Below are 17,171 nucleotides of genomic sequence, written 5' to 3'. Positions count from 1 at the left end.
GACGTCATGACAACCGCGATCCTCTCCGGCGCCGACACCGGCCGCCGCCCCGCCATCGCCCCGGACGGCTCCCCGGTCCTCGACGTCGTCATCCCGGTCTACAACGAGGAGAACGACCTCGAACCGTGCATCCGCGGGCTGCACGCGCACCTCGTGGAGCAGTTCCCGTACCCGTTCCGGATCACCGTCGCCGACAACGCCAGCACCGACGGCACGCTGCGCGTCGCGGAACGGCTGAGCCGCGAGTTCGACGCCGTCGAAGTCCAGCACCTCGAAGAAAAAGGCCGCGGCCGCGCGTTGCGTGCCGTTTGGTCCACTTCGGACGCTCCGGTGCTCGCGTACATGGACGTCGACCTGTCGACCGATCTGGCCGCGCTCGGACCGCTCATCGCGCCACTGCTGTCCGGCCACTCCGACCTCGCCATCGGCAGCAGGCTCGCCCGCGGCGCGCGGGTGGTGCGCGGGCCGAAGCGGGAGTTCATTTCCCGTTGCTACAACCTGATCCTGCGCGGCACGCTGGCGGCGAGGTTCAGCGACGCGCAATGCGGCTTCAAAGCGATCCGCGCCGACGTCGCCGAGCGGCTGCTCCCCCACATCCAGGACACCGGCTGGTTCTTCGACACCGAACTGCTCGTGCTGGCGCAGAAGGCCGGGCTGCGGATCCACGAGGTCCCGGTCGACTGGGTGGACGACCCGGACTCGTCGGTGAACATCCTCGCCACCGCGACCGCCGACCTCAAAGGCATCGCACGGCTGACCAAGGCCACGATCACCGGCCGGATCCCGATCAGCGGCCTGCGCGAACAACTCGGCCGCGCGCCGATCCAGGTACAGGCGCCGGGGGTGGCGCCGAGCCTGGTGCGGCAGCTGGTGCGGTTCGCCGCCGTCGGTGTCGCCAGCACCGTCGCCTACCTGGTGCTCTTCCTGCTGCTGCGGACGTTCACCGGCGCGCAGGCGGCGAACCTCGTCGCGCTGCTGGTGACGGCGATCGGCAACACCGCGCTCAACCGGCGGCTCACCTTCGGGATCCGCGGCCGGGAAGGCGCCGGGCTGCACCAGTTCCAGGGCCTCATCGTGTTCGGTCTCGGGCTGGCGCTCACCAGTGGCGCGCTGGCGCTGCTGCACACGATCACCGCGCCGGGGCTGGCGCTGGAGATCACCGCGCTCGTGCTCGCGAACCTCGCGGCCACCGTCCTGCGTTTCCTGTTGCTGCGGGGCTGGGTGTTCCGCCGCCGCCCCGCCACCGAGATGGAGAACTGAGCCATGACCACCGCACTCGCTTCCCGGGTGGAACCCGGCCACGCCGGGGAAACCGCCACGAAGCCACCCGGCCGCTGGGTCCGGCCCGCCGTGTTCGGGCTGCTCGCCGCCACCGCGCTGCTGTACTTCTGGAACCTGACCGCCTCCGGCTACGGCAACTCGTTCTACGCGGCGGCCGTGCAGTCGGGCACCCAGGACTGGAAGGCGTGGCTGTTCGGCTCCCTCGACGCGGGGAACGTGCTGACCGTCGACAAACCCCCGGCCGCGCTCTGGGTGACGACGGCGTTCGCCCGGATCTTCGGGTTCTCCGGTTTCACCGTGCTGGCCCCGCAGGCGCTGATGGGCGTGGCCTCGGTCGGCTTGCTGTACCTGACGGTGAAACGGACCTCCGGACCGATCGCCGGCCTGTTCGCCGGGGCGGCGCTCGCCGTCACGCCGGTCGCCGCGCTCATGTTCAAGTTCAACAACCCCGACGCGCTGCTGACACTGCTGCTGATCGCGGGCGGGTACTGCACGATCCGCGCGATCGAAAAGGCGAGCCCGCGGTGGCTGGCGCTGGCCGGGGTCGCCGTCGGATTCGGCTTCCTGACCAAGATGATGCAGGCGTTCCTGGTGCTGCCCGCCTTCGGGCTCGCGTACCTGGTCGCCGCGCCGGCCTCGCTCGGCAAACGCCTGCTGCACCTGTTCGGCGCGGTGGTCGCGGTGGTCGTGTCGGCGGGCTGGTTCATCGCGCTGGTCGATCTGTGGCCGACCGATTCCCGGCCGTACATCGGCGGCTCGGACGGCGACAGCCTGCTCGAACTGGCCTTGGGCTACAACGGGCTCGGCCGGATCTTCGGCATGGGCGGCGGCATGATGGTCGGCGGCCCAGGCGGGGCCGTCAGCTCTGGTGTCGGAAACGTCGGATTCGGCGGCGAGAGCGGCCTGACCAGGATGTTCGGCGCCAGCTTCGGCGGCGAGGTGTCGTGGCTGCTGCCCGCCGCGCTGATCGGGCTGGTCGCGGGGCTGTGGTTCACGCGGCGGGCGGCCGGCACCGACCGGACGAGGGCCGCGCTGATCATGTGGGGCGGCTGGATGCTCGTCACCTCGCTGGTGTTCAGCTTCATGAGCGGGATCGTGCACCCGTACTACGCCGTCGCGCTGGCGCCGTCGATCGCCGCGGTGGTGGCCATCTCGGGGACCTCGCTGTGGCGCGGCCGGGCATATCTCGCGCCGCGGGTGTTCCTGTCGCTGATGATCGCGGTCAGCGCCGTCTGGGCGTACATCCTCTTGGACCGCCACGCGGACTGGCTGCCCGCGGTGCGCTGGATCATCGCCGGCCTCGGCCTGGTGACCGCGACCGTCGTGCTGGTGGGTGTCCCGCCGATGCGCAAACTCGCCGCCGTCGTGGCCACGGTCTCCGTGCTGACGATCGGCCTCGGGACCACCGCGTACGGCATCGAGACCGCTTCGCGGTCGCACTCCGGCTCGATCCCGATCTCCGGCCCGTCCACCGGTGACGAGCGCGGCATGGGGATGGGCCCGGAAGAGGAATCTTCGGCGGAGATCGGGGCCGTGCTCGCGGCGACCACGACGAAATGGGCGGCCGCGACGTCGAGTTCGCAGTCGGCGGCGAGCCTGGAACTCGCGAGCGGGAAGTCGGTGATCGGCATCGGCGGGTGGAGCGGCCGGGATCCCGCTCCGACGCTGACGGAGTTCCAGCAGTACGTGGCGAACGGCGACATCACCTACTACATCGAAGGTGGCCGCGGCGGCGGGCCGGGCGGCGGCTCGAACGAGATCTCCGAATGGGTCGCCGAAAACTTCACCGCCACCACGGTCGGCGAGCGGACGGTGTACCGCCTGCTGTCTTAAATGCTTCGACAAACCTTGGGGCGCACGGGAATCCTGGACGGCGTGAATCGGCCGTACCGCTGGGATCTCGTGCGCCCCGACCAGCTCGGGACGCTACTGGAGCGCGCCGGGGAACCGTCGTTGTGGTTCCTGGACGAACTGATCGAATGCGCCGCGAAGGTGATCGCCCGGGCCGGCGACGCGGATCTCTACTTCGTCGGCCGCTCCGCGGACAGCGTGTACGACCTGCTGAGCGGAACCCCTTGGCGGGAACGGATCCACCGGTTGCCGCTGTCGTTCGCGGGGACCGGTTCCGGGCTGTCCGAGTCCGATGTGGACACTCTTCGCGGCTATCTCGCATCGGCGGGTCTGAGCCCGTACGACCTGGCGCGCGGACGGCCGAAGGTGTTCGTCGACCTCGTCTACACGGGACAGACGTTCACCGACCTCTACTCGCTGCTGCGGAAGTGGGTCGACGACGAGCGCGAGGCGTGGAGCATCATCCGCGGGCGGCTCCGGTTCCTCGGGATCACCATCCGCGAGGACACCTCCCCGTCGGCGTTCCGCTGGCAGCGGCACTTCGGCTGGCCTGCCGACCTGCCCGCGAACGGCGTCCGGAACATCTCACTCGACGAGCCGGTGTGGCTCTACTTCGGGAACACGCAGCCCAAGCTGACGGCGTCGTTCCCGCGGCCGCGCTGGTCGGACGAGAACGGCCGGGCGCCGGAGCATTCGGAGACACGGCTGCGGGGGCTCGCCGAGGCGGTCGCGATCGTCGAGGCGGGGCGCTCGAAGGCGGGGCGGGACCTGCTCGTGCGGCATCTGCGGAAGGAACCGGCGATGGCGGAGAGCTGGCTGCGGACCCTGATCACCCGTCTGCGCTGACCGAGGCCTCGTGCGCGGTAAGGACGGTCATTGAGGAGTGAGTCAAATGTGGCGCGTTGTGTCACCCGAGGCCTCTGGTGTCCACAGTGGTCACCTTCCGGGCAGCGTACGCCTGCTTTGTGCCCTTAAGTCCGGTTTCTCGGGGAGTCGTGAGCGGTAAAGACGGTTAGAACGATCATTGCCACTCACGAACCCCTGGCAATACTGCGCAAAATTCGCAAACCGGACACGCGGACCTCGAGCGTGTCCTTTTTGGACAGTCCAAGGGCGCGTGAGGCCTCGGTGGCGAGCCCGTTCGCGCAGCCGACTTCATCCCGCCACTTTTGACTTACCCCTCAGTAACCGTCCTCGCCAGATCACGAGACGCGACCGACAGCTGCCTTTCACCTATCCCTCAGCCGCCCCACAGGATTCGGGCGCACTCTGGAAGCAGGGCATCACCCAGGGGTGAGGAGAAGACGATGAGGGAGCTTCCGCACTGGCACACGGCGAGCGCGCAGGGACCGCGCGACTACAACGCGGACGCCGTCGCGGCGTACGCGGCGGCGGGCGGCCGCGGGATCGTGTTCGCGCTGGCCGATGGGGTCGGAGATCACCCGAATGCCGCACAAGCGGCGCGGACGGCGGCCTCGGCGGCGGCGAGGACACCGGTCGAGCAGGGGGCGGTCGGGGCCGTTCTCGCTGCTCAGCGGGCCGTGCTCGCCCTCGGCGGGGCCGGTGACTGCGTGCTCGTCGTGGCCGTCCGGACCGGCGATGGGTATGGCATCGCGTGGGTCGGGGACGCGCGGGCGTACGCTTGGGACGGTTACACCGTGCGGCAGGTGACGAAGGACCATACGCTCGCGCAGTACTTCCGCGACCACGAACAACCCGTGACACCGCGGATGGAACACGTCGTCACCACCAGCGTCCGCACGGCCGGTGCACACGAGATCGGCACGGCCACCGTCACCACCGGTGGGCTTCTGCTCACCAGCGACGGTGTGCACAAGACGCTCAGCGGTCCGACCATGCTCGACATCCTCGGGATGCCGGACAGGGCGGCCACGGAGCTGGTGCGGACGGCGATCTCGCTCGGTGGCTCCGACAACGCCACCGCGATCGTGGTGGATCCGCCCGGCGCGGAGGTCACCACGGAAAAGTTTCGCGTCGCGGCCTGAACCGGGCGGTCAGGCCGCGACGCGATCCCTCTTCAGCTGACGGTATTCACGCAGCACCAGCACGACGATCACGACGTCGAGGGCGGCGAAGAACGGCAGCGCGAGCGAGTGCGTGTGGATCGCGCGGAAGATCTCGTAGACCACGAACGCCGAGAGCACCACGGCGGCCACGGGGTACGCCCGCATCACCTTCTTCGCGAGTGCCCAGACCAGGCCGAGCTTGATGAGGCCGTGCGCGACGAGGTACACGACGGCGAAGGTCCGGCCCTCGGCGAAGTGGCCGGCGGCGAGTTCGAGGTGGCGGGCCAGCGTCCCCTCGGGGTCGCCGAGCAGGTCGCGGGTGACCACGGCGTGCGCGAAACCGGAGATGACCGTCGCCGGGACGATCATCAGGACGAGTCCGCCCACCAGCTGCAACGCGCCGTCGAGACCCTTCAGGGTGATGGCGATCCGGAACAGCTTCTCGGTGCTCATGTCACCTCACCCTGCCGCACACGGGGGCCGTCCGCAGCCACCGTCACCGGAACAGGCGGTCCTGGCAGGCCGGGCACCGTTCGTGCCGGGCGGTCCGGCCGGAGGGGTCCCTGCCGTAGAACGGGAAGCACGGCGCCCCGCAGACGGCGAGATAGATTCGCCCGCACCGCAGCGGCCGCTCGCCGACGTGGTGGGCCACGACCAGCGCCCGGTGGCGCTCGCCCGCTTCGGGCAGCCAGCCGTCGTCCGGCAGCTTCGCGAGCACGTCCGCGTCGACGTCGTCCGAACGGGCGAGCAGCGCCGTGCCGAGGTTGGTCAGCCGTTCCCCGAGATCACGGAGGACGTCGGCGCGCGGCGCCTCGTCCTCGACCATCCGGGTGACGAAGGTGATGTCGGTGCCCAGGGAGCCGTGGAGGTCCCGGAGCCGGTCGATGAGACAGTGATCCATGCCCTTCCATTAAGGCGTTGCGCCCCGGCAAGGAAAGGGTCACGAGGCGTAGGTGACCCGGCCGTTCATGACGGTGGCGGTGACGGGGATGTCGCGCAGTCCGGCCGGGGACAGGCGCACCGGATCCACCGCGGTGACGACCAGATCCGCGACGTCCCCGACGCCCACCGAAGTCCGGCCGCCGGACGATGCCGCGAGCGCGGCCTCCAGCGGCATGGCCTGCTCGGGATGCCACGCCGGACGGTCGTCGTCGGTGCGGCTGACCGCCGACGCGATCGCGTCCCACGGGTCCAGCGGCGCGACCGGGGCATCCGAGCCGAACTCCAGGCGCACCCCGGCGCGGTGCAGGGCGCCGTACGGGAACGCCCGATCGGTCCAGCCGTGCCAGTGCCGGTCGGCGACGTCGCGGTCGTCCGGCTGATGGGCGGGCTGCACACTCGCGACGACACCCAGTTCGGCGAAGCGGGCCACGTCCTCGGAACGCAGCAGTTGCGCGTGCTCGATGCGGCCGGCGCAGCCGACGTTCGCGAAGGCGTCGAGCGCGATCTTGTTGGCGTGATCGCCGATCGCGTGCACCGCGGGTGAGAGACCGTGTTCGGAAGCCTTGCGCATCAACGGCTCCAGCTCCCCGGGCGGCAGTTCGAGCAGCCCGTGGGACTCGGTTCCGGCGTAGTGGCCCACGCAGTACGCGGTGCGCGTGTTCAGCGAACCGTCGACGAACAGCTTGAACGGGCCCACCGTGAGCAACCCGCCGCTGCCCTCCAGGACGTCGCCGGAACGGTGGCCGCGTTCGATGGCCGTGTCGAGCAGATACTTAGCGATCACGCAGGAAACCCGGACCGGCAGGGGTTTCCGCGCCAGCCGTCGCCGCCAGTCGGTGACGGTGTCGGCGTATTCGTAGTCGACGATCTTGGTGACGCCGCGGGCGGCCGCCGCGTCGAGGGCGTCGGCGACCCAGCCGTCGATGACGTCGTCGGGGGCGACCGGGAGTTCGGCCGTCGCGCTCATGCAGTCGTTCTCCAGCAGCACGCCGGTCGGATGCTCGCGGCCGATGAGCTTCAGCGCGGCGGGGCTGAGCCACAGCGTGTGGAGGTCGGCGCTGAAGAGCGCGACCGGATGGCCGGGCAGCGCCTTCTGCAGCAGATCCTTGTGCGGGGCGTCGGGCCAGAGGCCGTCGCGGAACCCGGCGCCGAGCACGAGCTCGCCGGGCGGCGCGGGATGAGCCAGCAGATGGGCGAGCACGAGCTCGACCGTGTGGGCGGCGGAAGTCGCCTCGCCCAGCGGGATCCGGCGGCGCGCGGCCGACCACTGCGCGGTGTGCACGTGCGTGTCGACCAGGCCGGGCAGCAGCGTGCCGCCGTGCCCGTCCAGGATCTCCGACGCCTCACCCGCCTGCCCCGGGCCCGCGATGGCCGCGATCCGGCCGCCCTCGATCCGCACGTCCGACAGGGAACCCGCCAGCCCGACCCGGACCCGGCGCAACAGAAGATCGTCCACGCCCTCACCTTGCCAGCCCGGCCGCGTTTAGTCCTCTGAATGCGGTCCTTGCACGCGCAACGATCGCATTCAGAGGACGAAATGCGGGCGGGTCAAGAGCCGGCGAAGGTGAGCTTTCCGAGCGCGGCGACCAAAGGGGCGAGTTCGGGGAGTTCCTCGGCGGCGGCGAGGGCCTCGGTGAGGACGGTGTCGTGCGTCGGCCGCGCGGCCGCGAGCAGTTCCTGCCCCGACGGCGTGACCTCGGTGTAGATCCCCCGCCGGTCGTCCGGGCACAGGTACCGCTGCAGCAGGCCCCGGTCCTCCAGCCGCGACACCAGCCGGGTGGTCGCCGACTGGCTGAGCACGACGGCGTTCGACAGCTGGTTCATCCGCAGGTGGAAACCGTCCTGGCGGGCGAGCACGTCCAGCACGGTGTACTCGCTCACGGACAGCGAGTGCTGCTGCGCCAGCGCGCGCTCGAGCGCGTCCTCGATCCGCGCGTGCAGTGCGGCGAGGGTCCGCCAGCCCTGCGCGCGTGCCTCCACGGCGTCGTCGGCCAGTGACACGGTTCACCTCTTCCCCGGTTGCCCGAGCTTCGTTGCGTCATGCATCATCAAGCGTGTGCAATATACGGCGCGTGCAACTATTTCAGACGCCCGTAGTTGCTAACGCCAGCCAACACCACTCTACGGGAAGAAGTGAGCCTCCAATGCCTGCCGCTCTGCTCGCACTGGCGATCAGTGCCTTCGGTATCGGCACCACCGAGTTCGTGATCATGGGCCTGCTGCCCGAGGTCGCGGGCGACTTCGGCGTCTCGATCCCCTCCGCCGGACTGCTGATCTCCGGATACGCACTGGGGGTCGTGGTCGGCGCCCCGCTGTTGACCGCGCTCGCGTCGCGGGTGCCGCGCAAGACGGTCCTGGTCGGGCTGATGGTCCTGTTCATCGCCGGCAACGTCCTGTCCGCGCTGGCCCCCACGTACGGCCTGCTGATGACCGGCCGCGTGGTCGCCGCGCTGTCGCACGGCGCGTTCTTCGGCGTCGGCGCGGTCGTCGCCGCCTCGCTGGTCGCGCCGACCAAGCAGGCGGGCGCCATCGCGATGATGTTCACCGGCCTGACCGTGGCCAACGTCCTCGGCGTGCCCGCCGGGACCGCGCTCGGCCAGGCGCTGGGCTGGCGCTCGACGTTCTGGGCGGTCAGCGCGCTCGGGGTGATCGGCCTGATCGGGATCCTCGCGCTGGTCCCCGCGCAGGCGACGACGCAGAGTGCCGGGCTGCGCAGCGAACTCGCCGTGTTCCGGCGCCCGCAGGTGTGGCTCGCGCTGGCGATGACCGCGCTCGGTTTCGCCGGGGTGTTCGCGTCCTTCACCTACATCGCCCCGATGATGACCGAGGTCGCGGGCTTCTCCCCCGGCGCGGTGACCTGGCTGCTGGTGCTGTTCGGCGGCGGCCTGTTCGTCGGCAACCTGCTCGGCGGCAAGGCGGCCGACCGGTCGCTGATGCCCAGCCTGTACGTCATCCTCGCCGTGCTTGCGGCCGTGCTGGTCGTGTTCGTCTTCACCGCGCACGCCCAGCTCCCCGCCGCGATCACCATCGCGGTCTTCGGCGCCGCCGGTTTCGCGACCGTCGCGCCGCTGCAGGCCCGTGTCATGAACAAGGCCGAAGGCGCGCCCGCGCTGGCTTCGGCGGCCAACATCGCCGCGTTCAACCTCGGCAACGCCGGGGGCGCGTGGCTCGGCGGCAAGGCCATCGACGCCGGTCTCGGCTACACCGCGCCCAACTGGATCGGCGCCGCGCTCGCGCTCGCCGGACTGCTGGTCGCGGTCATCTCGGGCATGCTCGACCACGGGCGGCGAAAGGCTCGTCGCGCCGAACTGGCCCCCGCCGTCTGAACCGGAAACACCCATGAAAGGAACGCAAGTGACCGACATTCCCACCGTCAAGCTCAACAACGGGGTGGAGATGCCGCAGCTCGGGTTCGGCGTCTTCCAGGTGCCGGACGAGGAGACCACCGCCGCGGTCAAGGCCGCGCTGGACGCGGGCTACCGCAGCATCGACACCGCCGCCATCTACGGCAACGAAGCGGGCGTCGGCAAGGCACTCGCCGAGTCCGGGATCGCCCGCGACGAGCTGTTCATCACCACCAAGCTGTGGAACAGCGAACAGGGCTACGACGCCACGCTGAAGGCGTTCGACGCCAGCCTGGCCAAGCTGGGCCTGGAGCAGCTGGACCTGTACCTCATCCACTGGCCGACGCCCGAGCGCGACCTCTACCGCGACACGTGGAAGGCCTTCGAGAAGCTCTACGCCGACGGCCGGGTGCGCGCGATCGGTGTCTCCAACTTCCAGCCCGCCCACCTCGAACGGCTGGCCGAGGCCGGTTCCGTGACCCCGGCGGTCAACCAGGTCGAGGTGCACCCGTACCTGCAGCAGGCCGAGGTGCGCGAATACGACGCGAAGCACGGCATCGCGACCGAGGCGTGGAGCCCGCTGGCCAAGGGCGGCGACCTGCTCGGCGAAGACGCGGTCAAGGCGCTGGCTTCGAAGCACGGCCGCACGCCGGCGCAGATCGTGCTGCGGTGGCATCTGCAGCTGGGCAACGTCGTGATCCCGAAGTCCGTGACCCCGTCGCGGATCAAGGAGAACCTGGACGTCTTCGGGTTCACGCTGTCGGAGGAGGACATCGCCTCGCTGTCCGTGCTGGACCGGGGCGAGCGGACCGGACCGGATCCCGACACCTTCAACGTCGCCTAGTCACAAGTCCGTGAAGGCCTCCTTGAGGGACTCTGGTTCCCTCAAGGAGGCCTTCACGGACTTTCGCAGGTAGTGGGCGTAGCGCTTTGTTTTCGCCCGAGCCCGCTGCGTAGCCGGTTACTATTCGGCCGCACAGACGGCACTTGTGCGAAAAGAGGTAACCGGACGATGCAGGCCCGAGGACGCGCCGTCCTCGCGACACTTCTGCTCGTGGCGTTCCCAGTGGTGGTCGTCGCGGTGGGTGTCGCCAGTGTGCTGGCGGGCCTGCGGATCCAGGGCAAGATCGGCACCTACGTCATGCTCGGCGGGCTCGCGATCATGGTCGCGCTCGGCTTCGGGCTGATGAGCGCGTTGCGGGCACGGCGTCCACCGATCGAGGGACCGCGGCTGGACCGCGAAGCCCATCCCGCGTTGTGGGAGATGATCGACGACCTCGCCGCCCTGGTGAAGACGCGGCCGCCGGACGAGATCGTGCTGATCGGCGAGATCAACGCGGCGGTCAGCGAGGACGCCCGGTTCCTCGGTCTGCGGCCGGGCCGCCGCACGATGCTGATCGGGCTGCCGCTGCTGGCGGCGATGAGCGTGAGCGAGCTGCGGTCGGTCCTCGCGCACGAACTCGGCCACTACAGCGGCGGCCACACCCGCCTGCTCGCGCTGACCTATCGCGGCACCCAGACGCTCGCCTTCACCGTCGACAGGCTGGACGGCGGCCCCGCCAGGGCACTGCTCTCCGCCTACTCGAAGCTGTACCTGCTGGTCGCGCGGTCGGCGAACCGGCGGCAGGAGCTCCAGGCCGACGAGGCGTCCGTGCTCGCCGCCGGCAGCCGGACGGCGGCCGCGGCACTGCGGAAGGTCGCGACGCTGAGCCCGCTGTGGAAGGACTACGCCGAGCGCTACCTCTCGCTAGGCGCGGCGGCGCGGCGCACTCCCCCGGTCCTGCTGGGGTTCCGTTCGTATCTCAACCACCCCGTCCAGCGGGACTGGATGGCGGAGTACGCCGAAGACATCATCGACGGCGAAGAACTCTCGAAATACGACAGCCATCCGCCCACGAAGCGGCGTATCGCGGCGCTGGTGGGAGTCCCGGACAACCCGGTGAAGCCGGACGCGCGACCGGGCTGGTCGCTGCTGGGCGCGCCGAAGATCGACGTGCCGGAGGCGGAGCTGGACGTACTGATCCGCGACGTCGGGCCGCGCGCGGACTGGGACGAGGTCGTCAAACGCGCGGGCCGCGCGTCGGTGGCGGAGGGCGCGAGGCTGCTGACCGCGGCCGGGATCGAGAGCAGGCTGGCGCCGCGCGGCACGATCGGCGAGGTCGTGCGGGTCCTGCGGGACGGCGACGCCGACGCGCTCGCGAAACCCCTGCGTGCGCCGTCCCGCGAAGAGGGTCTCGACCTGCTGACCGAGCTGTTCGCCGACACCGTCACCGCCGCGATGATCGACAACGGCGTCGCCGCGCACCGCCTGAACTGGGGCGGCGGCTGGGAGCTGTGCCTCGGCGACGGCGAGCCGTTCGACGTCACCGAACTGGTCGGCGCGGCGGTGCGCAGCCCGCGCGCGGTCGACGAACTGGTGCACAACCTGCAACTGCTGAGCGTGCCCGCCGCCTACTTCTGCAAACAGGAGCCGCAGCCGGAACCGGATCCCGCCGAAGCCCGCATGCTCGGGATGTTCACCGCGCTCAAGGCCAAGCGGAAGCTCTACGACCTGATCGTCTGCGACACCGAAGTGGTGCTGCTGCCGTTGGCGCGTTCGGTGCTGCTCCGCCGCGGCCTGGCCGGCCTGATCGGGGCGCGCGGCGTGTCGGATCGCAAGCGGATCCGGAAGCTGCGGGAGCGCGGCCTCGACGATCTGCGCGCCGAACCGGGAGCCCGGCGAATCCCGTTCCCGGACATCGTCGCGGGCGGTTTCCCGCGCCGGAAACTCACCACGTACCTGACGCTGGAACTGTCCGACGGCGAGACGCTGGAACTGGCGATCACCGGCAACACCGAGGACTTCGGCGCCGCCCACGACGAACTGACGGCGTTCTTCGCCTCGCTGAAAGCCTGACGCCTTAAGGCTTGATCCCCACTCCACCGAGGCTCAGGTGGTTCAGCTCCGTCAGCGGAGCGAGACGCGGCCCCTCCGGCCACCACTCGTGCAGGTGCACCACGCCGGGCTCGAGGATGTCCAGCCCGTCGAACAGCGACTCGATCTCGTCGCGCCCGCGGTGCACCGTGCGATGCCCGGTGCTTGCCATCAGATCGTCGAGCTTCCGGGCGAGCGCGCCACGCGAGCCCTCACCGGGTGTGAAGTCGTGCGTGATCAGCACGTAGGACCCCGGCGCGATCGCGTCGACGTAGGCGCGCACGACGGCCCGCGCCTTGCCGAGGTCTTCGATGTGGTGCAGCACCGAGTTCAGGATCACCGCGACCGGGCGGTCGAGTTCGATGTGCTCGGTGACCACCGGATCGGCGAGGGTCTGCGCGGGATCGGTCAGATCCGCGCCGCTCACGTGGACGAGGTGGTCCTCCAGCAACGCCAGGCCGTGTGCCTGGACCACCGGATCGTGGTCGACGTAGACGACCAGCGCGTCCGGGTTGTACCGCTGCGCCGCCTGGTGGGTGTTCTCCGCGGTGGGCAGCCCGGAGCCCAGATCGAGGAACTGGTCGATACCGCGGGCGTCGGCGAGGAAGCGGACCACGCGGTTCGCCCAGGCGCGGAATTCCTTGGCCATCGCGGCGGCGTCGGGGGCGAGGGCGAGCAGGTCTTCGACGGCGCGCCTGTCGACCTCGTAGTGGTCGTGCCCGCCGAGCAGGACGTCCTTCATCCGGGCGAGATTGGGCTTGCTGTAGTCGAGGGGGAGCGGGCGCCTCGGCACAGACCGGACCTCGTCCGAAGTCATGGACACGTTCCACCCTTCAGCCGCGCACAGGCCACGCGAACGTGCCCACGGCTCCCTCGACATCGACGGACCGTACACAGATTACGACATGGCGTGCACCCTCGTGAACCTCCCCAAGGGCCTTGACTACCTGCGACGATCACCCGAAGCCGAGTTCACGCCAGGTGCGTCCGCCATCGGTGGTGCGGTACACGGCGGACCCGCCCTCGGCGTCCGGCAGGCCGTCCACGACCACGCCGACCCGTTCGTCCGGGAAGTCCAGATCGTTGAGGCAGACCCCGCGGCCGCTGAGCACGGTGGTCGTCCAGGTCGTCCCGCCGTCGGCGGTGCTGTGCAGGAATCCGGTGCCGCCGCCTTCCGCCGCGACGGTCGCCGCCGTGGGCGAAGCCGCGCTGAAACTCTGGTCGATCCCGAGCGTCGGCGCTTGCCCCGTTCCGGTGAACTGCCCGCCGAGTTTCGGCGCGCGCCACAGCCGCCGGACGGTCGCCCCCGGCTGCGGCGTCCCCGGTCCCCCGCTGCACAACGCCAGCACCTGTCCCCGCCGGACTCCGCTCAGCGAAGCCGAACTGTCCGCCGGGCAGGGCGGCGGCGCGGTCGCGAAGGTCAAGCCGTCCGAAGACGTCCAGTACTTCTGGACGCGGTAATCCGCCCCCATCGACACCTGGACCCCGCCACTCGTGGCGATGTCGCCGTAGGTCGTGGAGCCGGTGACGGTGAAGCCCGGGACCGGCAGGAGAAGCCGTGTGCCGGAGATCCCGGCGTACAGCGTCGTCGTCGACGGGCTGCCGAAACCGGTGACCATCGCGAACATCCGAGGGCCGGCTTCGGTGATCTTCGAAATATAGAAGGGTTCCCGCACCCCGGCGAGCCTGACCTCGGCCCAGCTGCCGCCACCGTCGCGGCTCGCGAGCAGCCGGGTGCCGTCGGAGAGGAACACGTCACGCTCGCCGATCACCGTGAGCTTGACCTGATTGTGGTTGTCCGGCAACGAGATCGGCGGTTCGCCCGCGCGCCGCCACCGCTTCCCGCCATCGGTCGTCGACAGCAGGGACGCGCACCATCCCGGTTTCCCGCATGGCGAAAACCCGAGGACGAAACCGCGCGACGGTCCGGTCCAGCTCGTCGACGCGGGAGCGAAACCCTTGGGCACCAGTGGATCGGCGACGGCGGACGGGGCGAAGACGGCCAGGGCGGTCAGTGCGGCGGCGGCGAGCGCGGCCCACCGGTTCGGCTTCATGACCACGAGACGTCCCGCCCGCGCCGGGGTTGCCCGCCGTTCGGGGTGAACCCTTCGGTCGTCTCCGGTAGGCTCCCCAACCTTGTTTCGCCCGGGGCCGGACCGGGTATACGGCGTTCGGCCGGTGAGACGGAGGTAACCCCCGATGGACGACGCGGGTTCGCGTGCTGGTGGTGAGGAAGAGGAACCCGATGCCGGGACCACTCAACGCCGGTTCAGCCTGAACGTCCACGACCCGGACCATCTTCCGCGCAAACTCGCCGGCCGCTACGAGGTCGGTGAGCTGCTCGGCCGCGGCGCGACCGCACGCGTCTTCCGCGCCCGTGACCTGCTCGAACGGCGCGAAGTGGCGCTGAAGCTGTTCCACGCCGACACGATGACCCGGGACGAGCGCCGCCGCCAGCAGGAGATCCAGACGCTCAGCGCGGTCCGGCATCCCGGGCTCGTCCCGCTGTACGACGCGGGCTCCGACGACGGCTACACCTACCTCACGATGCGCCTGGTCGACGGGCCGAACCTGGCCCAGCGGCTGCGCTCCGGCCCGCTCCCCCAGGACGAGGTCGTCGAGCTCGCCGCCCGGCTGGCCGACGCGCTCGCGCACGTCCACGCGCACGGCATCACCCACCGTGACCTCAAGCCGGCGAACATCCTGATCGCCGAAGACGGTCCGCTGATCGGCGACTTCGGGGTGGCGCACGCCTTCGACGCGACCAGGGTGACCGAGACCGGCGGTGTCGTCGGCACGGCGGCGTACATGGCGCCCGAACAGGTCCGCGGCGAGAACGTCGGCCCGCCCGCCGACGTCTATTCGCTCGGCTTGGTCCTGCTCGAATGCCTCTCCGGGGAACGGGAGTACACCGGGACACCGGTCGAGGCCGCGGTCGGACGGCTGCACCGGCCACCGCGGATCCCCGCCGGGCTGTCGGCGACCATGACGACGTTGTTGCGCGGGATGACGGCGAGGAAGCCGTCGCAGCGCCCGACGGCCGCGGCGATCTCGCGGATCCTGCTGGAGGATTCCACCGGTACGAAGGTCGCCCACCTCGCGCCGGTCACCCGCAAACGGGCGGCCGTGGTCGCCGCCATCAGCGCGCCCGCCGCCGCGATCACCGTCGGGGTGCTGCTCGCGATGAACCAGGCCCCGGGTGAAGGGCCGATCCAGCCGGCCGGCCCGCTCCCCCCGGCCGCGACCGGCTCCTCCATTCCGGTGGTGGGCCAAGGGCCGCAGTCCTCGGAGGCGGTCGAGGTGGCCACTCGCGATCCGAAGGTGAGCAACGGCACCGTCGTGGTGACCGAAGCCGTGCCCGCGTCCGGGGATCCGTCCGGTGCCACCGAAAGCGCCGGCGCCACCTCGACACCGAGGGACACGACCGCCGCCGGCGAGCGGCAGAGCACCTCGGGCAAGCCGAGCAAGACCCGGCCCAGCCCGCCGACGAAGAGCAGGCCAGGCCCTCCCGGCTGAGCGACCGCCCGACCGGGTGTCCACAGTGGACGATGATGGGAGACGGCGATGAGCTACATCAACGACCCGCGCGAGCCACCGGAAGAAATCGTCGAACAGACACCGGCCAGGATCCGCGCCGTGCGGATCATCAACGCCGTCGTCCACGCGGTCTGCTGGGTCTTCGCGCTGGTGCTGATCGTGCACATCCTGCTGGTGTTCGGCGAAGCCAATCCGGGGAACGGGTTCGCGCAGCTGATCGACCAGTGGTCGCGAGCGGTCTCGCTCGGGCTGCGGAACCTGTTCACCCCGGAGGGGATCAAACCCCGGACGCTGTTCAACGACGGTCTCGCGGCGCTGTTGTGGCTGATCATCGGCGGCGTGGTGACCGATCTGGTCTCGCGGATCGGCCTGCCCGGCCCGAAGCGGGTCTGGTACCGGCGACCGCTCAGTTGAGCGAGCCCGGTCTCGCCTCCGGAGCGTCACCGGCCTGGGCCTGCTCGGCCTGGGGGTCGGTGACCTCCGGGGCGGCCTCGGTCTCGGCCGACGGCTGCTCCGGCGCGTGCTCCGTCTCGAAGTGCTCACGGCACCAACGGCCGTAGCGTCTGGCATGCACGGTCATCGCGGCACCTCCTCCTCTGCCCACCACGATCCCCCATCATTGTGACGCGCGCCACTCGTTTATCCGGCGAATCGGGCCACGATCGCCGCGCAGAACGCGGGCAGGTCGCCGGGATTCCGGCTGGAGATCAGGCCGTTGTCGTCGACCACCTCCTGGTCGACGACGGTGCCGCCGGCGTTGCGGATGTCGGTGCGCACGCTCGGATACGACGTGAGCGTGCGGCCGCGGACCACATCGGCCTCGACCAGCGTCCACGGCCCGTGACAGATCACCCCGACCGGCTTCCCGCTGTTCACGAAGTCGCGCACGAAGCGGACCGCGTCCTCGTCGGCGCGCAGATTGTCCGGATTCATCGTGCCGCCGGGCAGGACGAGCGCGTCGAAGTCGTCGACCGTGACGTCCTTGACGACCCGGTCGACGGTGAACTTGTCCGCCTTGTCGATGTCACCGTTCATGGCCTGGATCTCGCCGGGTTCCAGCGAGACGAGCTCGGCCGTCGCCCCGGCGTCCGTGACCGCCTTGCGCGGTTCGACCAGTTCGACCTGTTCCACGCCGTCCGCGGCGAGGATGGCCACGCGGCGTCCGTTCAGTGATGTCGTCATCGGTTCCCTCCTGAAGTCGTGTTCGCCCCCGGCTACCCCGGGGCGGCCTCGCCGAACCATGGGTATGAACCGCGATCGCCGGGGGTATTCGCC

The 17,171-nt window shown here is 70.3% G+C and carries 17 protein-coding genes; 9 read left to right on the top strand and 8 right to left on the bottom strand.

Annotated features, from left to right (window positions below; all coding sequences use genetic code 11):
• Positions 1-6 precede the first annotated feature (6 nt).
• From AORI_RS50810 to AORI_RS50795, 4 genes are all read left to right on the top strand, one after another.
• Complete coding sequence (locus tag AORI_RS50810) at positions 7-1,260, top strand: bifunctional glycosyltransferase family 2/GtrA family protein (protein ID WP_123798338.1); 1,254 nt, start codon at positions 7-9, stop codon at positions 1,258-1,260.
• A gap of 3 nt (positions 1,261-1,263) precedes the next feature.
• Entirely contained in the window at positions 1,264-3,114 is a 1,851-nt protein-coding gene (locus AORI_RS50805; RefSeq protein WP_016332346.1) for a glycosyltransferase family 39 protein, read from the top strand.
• A gap of 42 nt (positions 3,115-3,156) precedes the next feature.
• Complete coding sequence (locus AORI_RS82810) at positions 3,157-3,978, top strand: hypothetical protein (RefSeq protein WP_228688332.1); 822 nt, start codon at positions 3,157-3,159, stop codon at positions 3,976-3,978.
• 461 nt (positions 3,979-4,439) lie between these two features.
• Positions 4,440-5,138, top strand: coding sequence for a PP2C family protein-serine/threonine phosphatase (locus AORI_RS50795; RefSeq protein ID WP_016332344.1), 699 nt, complete (start codon positions 4,440-4,442; stop codon positions 5,136-5,138).
• 9 nt (positions 5,139-5,147) lie between these two features.
• Here the strand turns inward: AORI_RS50795 and AORI_RS50790 are convergent, their stop codons facing one another.
• From AORI_RS50790 to AORI_RS50775, 4 genes are all read right to left on the bottom strand, one after another.
• On the bottom strand, positions 5,148-5,612 hold the full coding sequence (locus tag AORI_RS50790; RefSeq protein WP_016332343.1) for a DUF2127 domain-containing protein: 465 nt from the start codon (positions 5,610-5,612) through the stop codon (positions 5,148-5,150).
• 43 nt (positions 5,613-5,655) lie between these two features.
• The gene (locus tag AORI_RS50785; RefSeq protein ID WP_016332342.1) at positions 5,656-6,060 is read right to left on the bottom strand and encodes a hypothetical protein; all 405 of its coding nucleotides are present in this window, start codon (positions 6,058-6,060) and stop codon (positions 5,656-5,658) included.
• Between the two features lie 39 nt (positions 6,061-6,099).
• A complete protein-coding gene (locus AORI_RS50780; RefSeq protein ID WP_016332341.1) occupies positions 6,100-7,557 on the bottom strand; it encodes an amidohydrolase in 1,458 nt (485 codons plus the stop codon).
• A 92-nt stretch (positions 7,558-7,649) separates the two neighbouring features.
• A complete protein-coding gene (locus AORI_RS50775; RefSeq protein ID WP_016332340.1) occupies positions 7,650-8,102 on the bottom strand; it encodes a MarR family winged helix-turn-helix transcriptional regulator in 453 nt (150 codons plus the stop codon).
• Positions 8,103-8,245: 143 nt separating this feature from the next.
• On the opposite strand from AORI_RS50775, the gene AORI_RS50770 reads away from it, so the two are divergent.
• The 3 genes from AORI_RS50770 (at position 8,246) to AORI_RS50760 (ending at position 12,341) form a co-directional block, all read left to right on the top strand.
• Positions 8,246-9,427, top strand: coding sequence for an MFS transporter (locus AORI_RS50770; RefSeq protein ID WP_016332339.1), 1,182 nt, complete (start codon positions 8,246-8,248; stop codon positions 9,425-9,427).
• A 28-nt stretch (positions 9,428-9,455) separates the two neighbouring features.
• A complete protein-coding gene (locus tag AORI_RS50765) occupies positions 9,456-10,289 on the top strand; it encodes an aldo/keto reductase (protein WP_016332338.1) in 834 nt (277 codons plus the stop codon).
• A 210-nt stretch (positions 10,290-10,499) separates the two neighbouring features.
• Entirely contained in the window at positions 10,500-12,341 is a 1,842-nt protein-coding gene (locus tag AORI_RS50760; RefSeq protein WP_228688331.1) for a M48 family metallopeptidase, read from the top strand.
• A 4-nt stretch (positions 12,342-12,345) separates the two neighbouring features.
• Here AORI_RS50760 and AORI_RS50755 read toward each other — a convergent pair whose 3' ends face one another.
• Complete coding sequence (locus tag AORI_RS50755) at positions 12,346-13,176, bottom strand: SAM-dependent methyltransferase (protein WP_016332336.1); 831 nt, start codon at positions 13,174-13,176, stop codon at positions 12,346-12,348.
• 139 nt (positions 13,177-13,315) lie between these two features.
• The gene (locus AORI_RS50750) at positions 13,316-14,413 is read right to left on the bottom strand and encodes a sialidase family protein (protein WP_081809653.1); all 1,098 of its coding nucleotides are present in this window, start codon (positions 14,411-14,413) and stop codon (positions 13,316-13,318) included.
• A 145-nt stretch (positions 14,414-14,558) separates the two neighbouring features.
• Between AORI_RS50750 and AORI_RS50745 the strand changes: the two genes are divergently transcribed.
• Positions 14,559-15,875: a serine/threonine-protein kinase gene (locus tag AORI_RS50745; protein ID WP_016332334.1), complete on the top strand. Its 1,317-nt coding sequence runs from the start codon at positions 14,559-14,561 to the stop codon at positions 15,873-15,875.
• 48 nt (positions 15,876-15,923) lie between these two features.
• Entirely contained in the window at positions 15,924-16,310 is a 387-nt protein-coding gene (locus AORI_RS50740; protein ID WP_016332333.1) for a hypothetical protein, read from the top strand.
• Here AORI_RS50740 and AORI_RS83855 read toward each other — a convergent pair.
• Both AORI_RS83855 and AORI_RS50735 read right to left on the bottom strand, forming a co-directional pair.
• A complete protein-coding gene (locus tag AORI_RS83855; protein ID WP_167337765.1) occupies positions 16,303-16,476 on the bottom strand; it encodes a hypothetical protein in 174 nt (57 codons plus the stop codon). The two genes, AORI_RS50740 and AORI_RS83855, sit on opposite strands and share 8 nt — an antisense overlap.
• A gap of 59 nt (positions 16,477-16,535) precedes the next feature.
• A complete protein-coding gene (locus AORI_RS50735) occupies positions 16,536-17,078 on the bottom strand; it encodes a type 1 glutamine amidotransferase domain-containing protein (protein ID WP_016332332.1) in 543 nt (180 codons plus the stop codon).
• Between the last annotated feature and the right edge of the window lie 93 nt (positions 17,079-17,171).

It is taken from the genome of Amycolatopsis keratiniphila (assembly GCF_000400635.2).
Classification (GTDB): domain Bacteria; phylum Actinomycetota; class Actinomycetes; order Mycobacteriales; family Pseudonocardiaceae; genus Amycolatopsis; species Amycolatopsis keratiniphila.
Note: the sequence above shows the minus strand (reverse complement) of the source record. Positions and strands in the feature narration are given on the sequence as shown.

Bases quoted from the DNA above. Each gene is read 5' to 3' on its own strand.
- AORI_RS50810 (WP_123798338.1), top strand. From the start codon at position 7: ATGACAACCGCGATCCTCTCCGGCGCCGACACCGGCCGCCGCCCCGCC.
- AORI_RS50805 (WP_016332346.1), top strand. From the start codon at position 1,264: ATGACCACCGCACTCGCTTCCCGGGTGGAACCCGGCCACGCCGGGGAA.
- AORI_RS50795 (WP_016332344.1), top strand. From the start codon at position 4,440: ATGAGGGAGCTTCCGCACTGGCACACGGCGAGCGCGCAGGGACCGCGC.
- AORI_RS50790 (WP_016332343.1), bottom strand. From the start codon at position 5,612: ATGAGCACCGAGAAGCTGTTCCGGATCGCCATCACCCTGAAGGGTCTC.
- AORI_RS50785 (WP_016332342.1), bottom strand. From the start codon at position 6,060: ATGGATCACTGTCTCATCGACCGGCTCCGGGACCTCCACGGCTCCCTG.
- AORI_RS50770 (WP_016332339.1), top strand. From the start codon at position 8,246: ATGCCTGCCGCTCTGCTCGCACTGGCGATCAGTGCCTTCGGTATCGGC.
- AORI_RS50755 (WP_016332336.1), bottom strand. From the start codon at position 13,176: ATGACTTCGGACGAGGTCCGGTCTGTGCCGAGGCGCCCGCTCCCCCTC.
- AORI_RS50750 (WP_081809653.1), bottom strand. From the start codon at position 14,413: ATGAAGCCGAACCGGTGGGCCGCGCTCGCCGCCGCCGCACTGACCGCC.
- AORI_RS50745 (WP_016332334.1), top strand. From the start codon at position 14,559: ATGGACGACGCGGGTTCGCGTGCTGGTGGTGAGGAAGAGGAACCCGAT.
- AORI_RS50740 (WP_016332333.1), top strand. From the start codon at position 15,924: ATGAGCTACATCAACGACCCGCGCGAGCCACCGGAAGAAATCGTCGAA.
- AORI_RS83855 (WP_167337765.1), bottom strand. From the start codon at position 16,476: ATGACCGTGCATGCCAGACGCTACGGCCGTTGGTGCCGTGAGCACTTC.
- AORI_RS50735 (WP_016332332.1), bottom strand. From the start codon at position 17,078: ATGACGACATCACTGAACGGACGCCGCGTGGCCATCCTCGCCGCGGAC.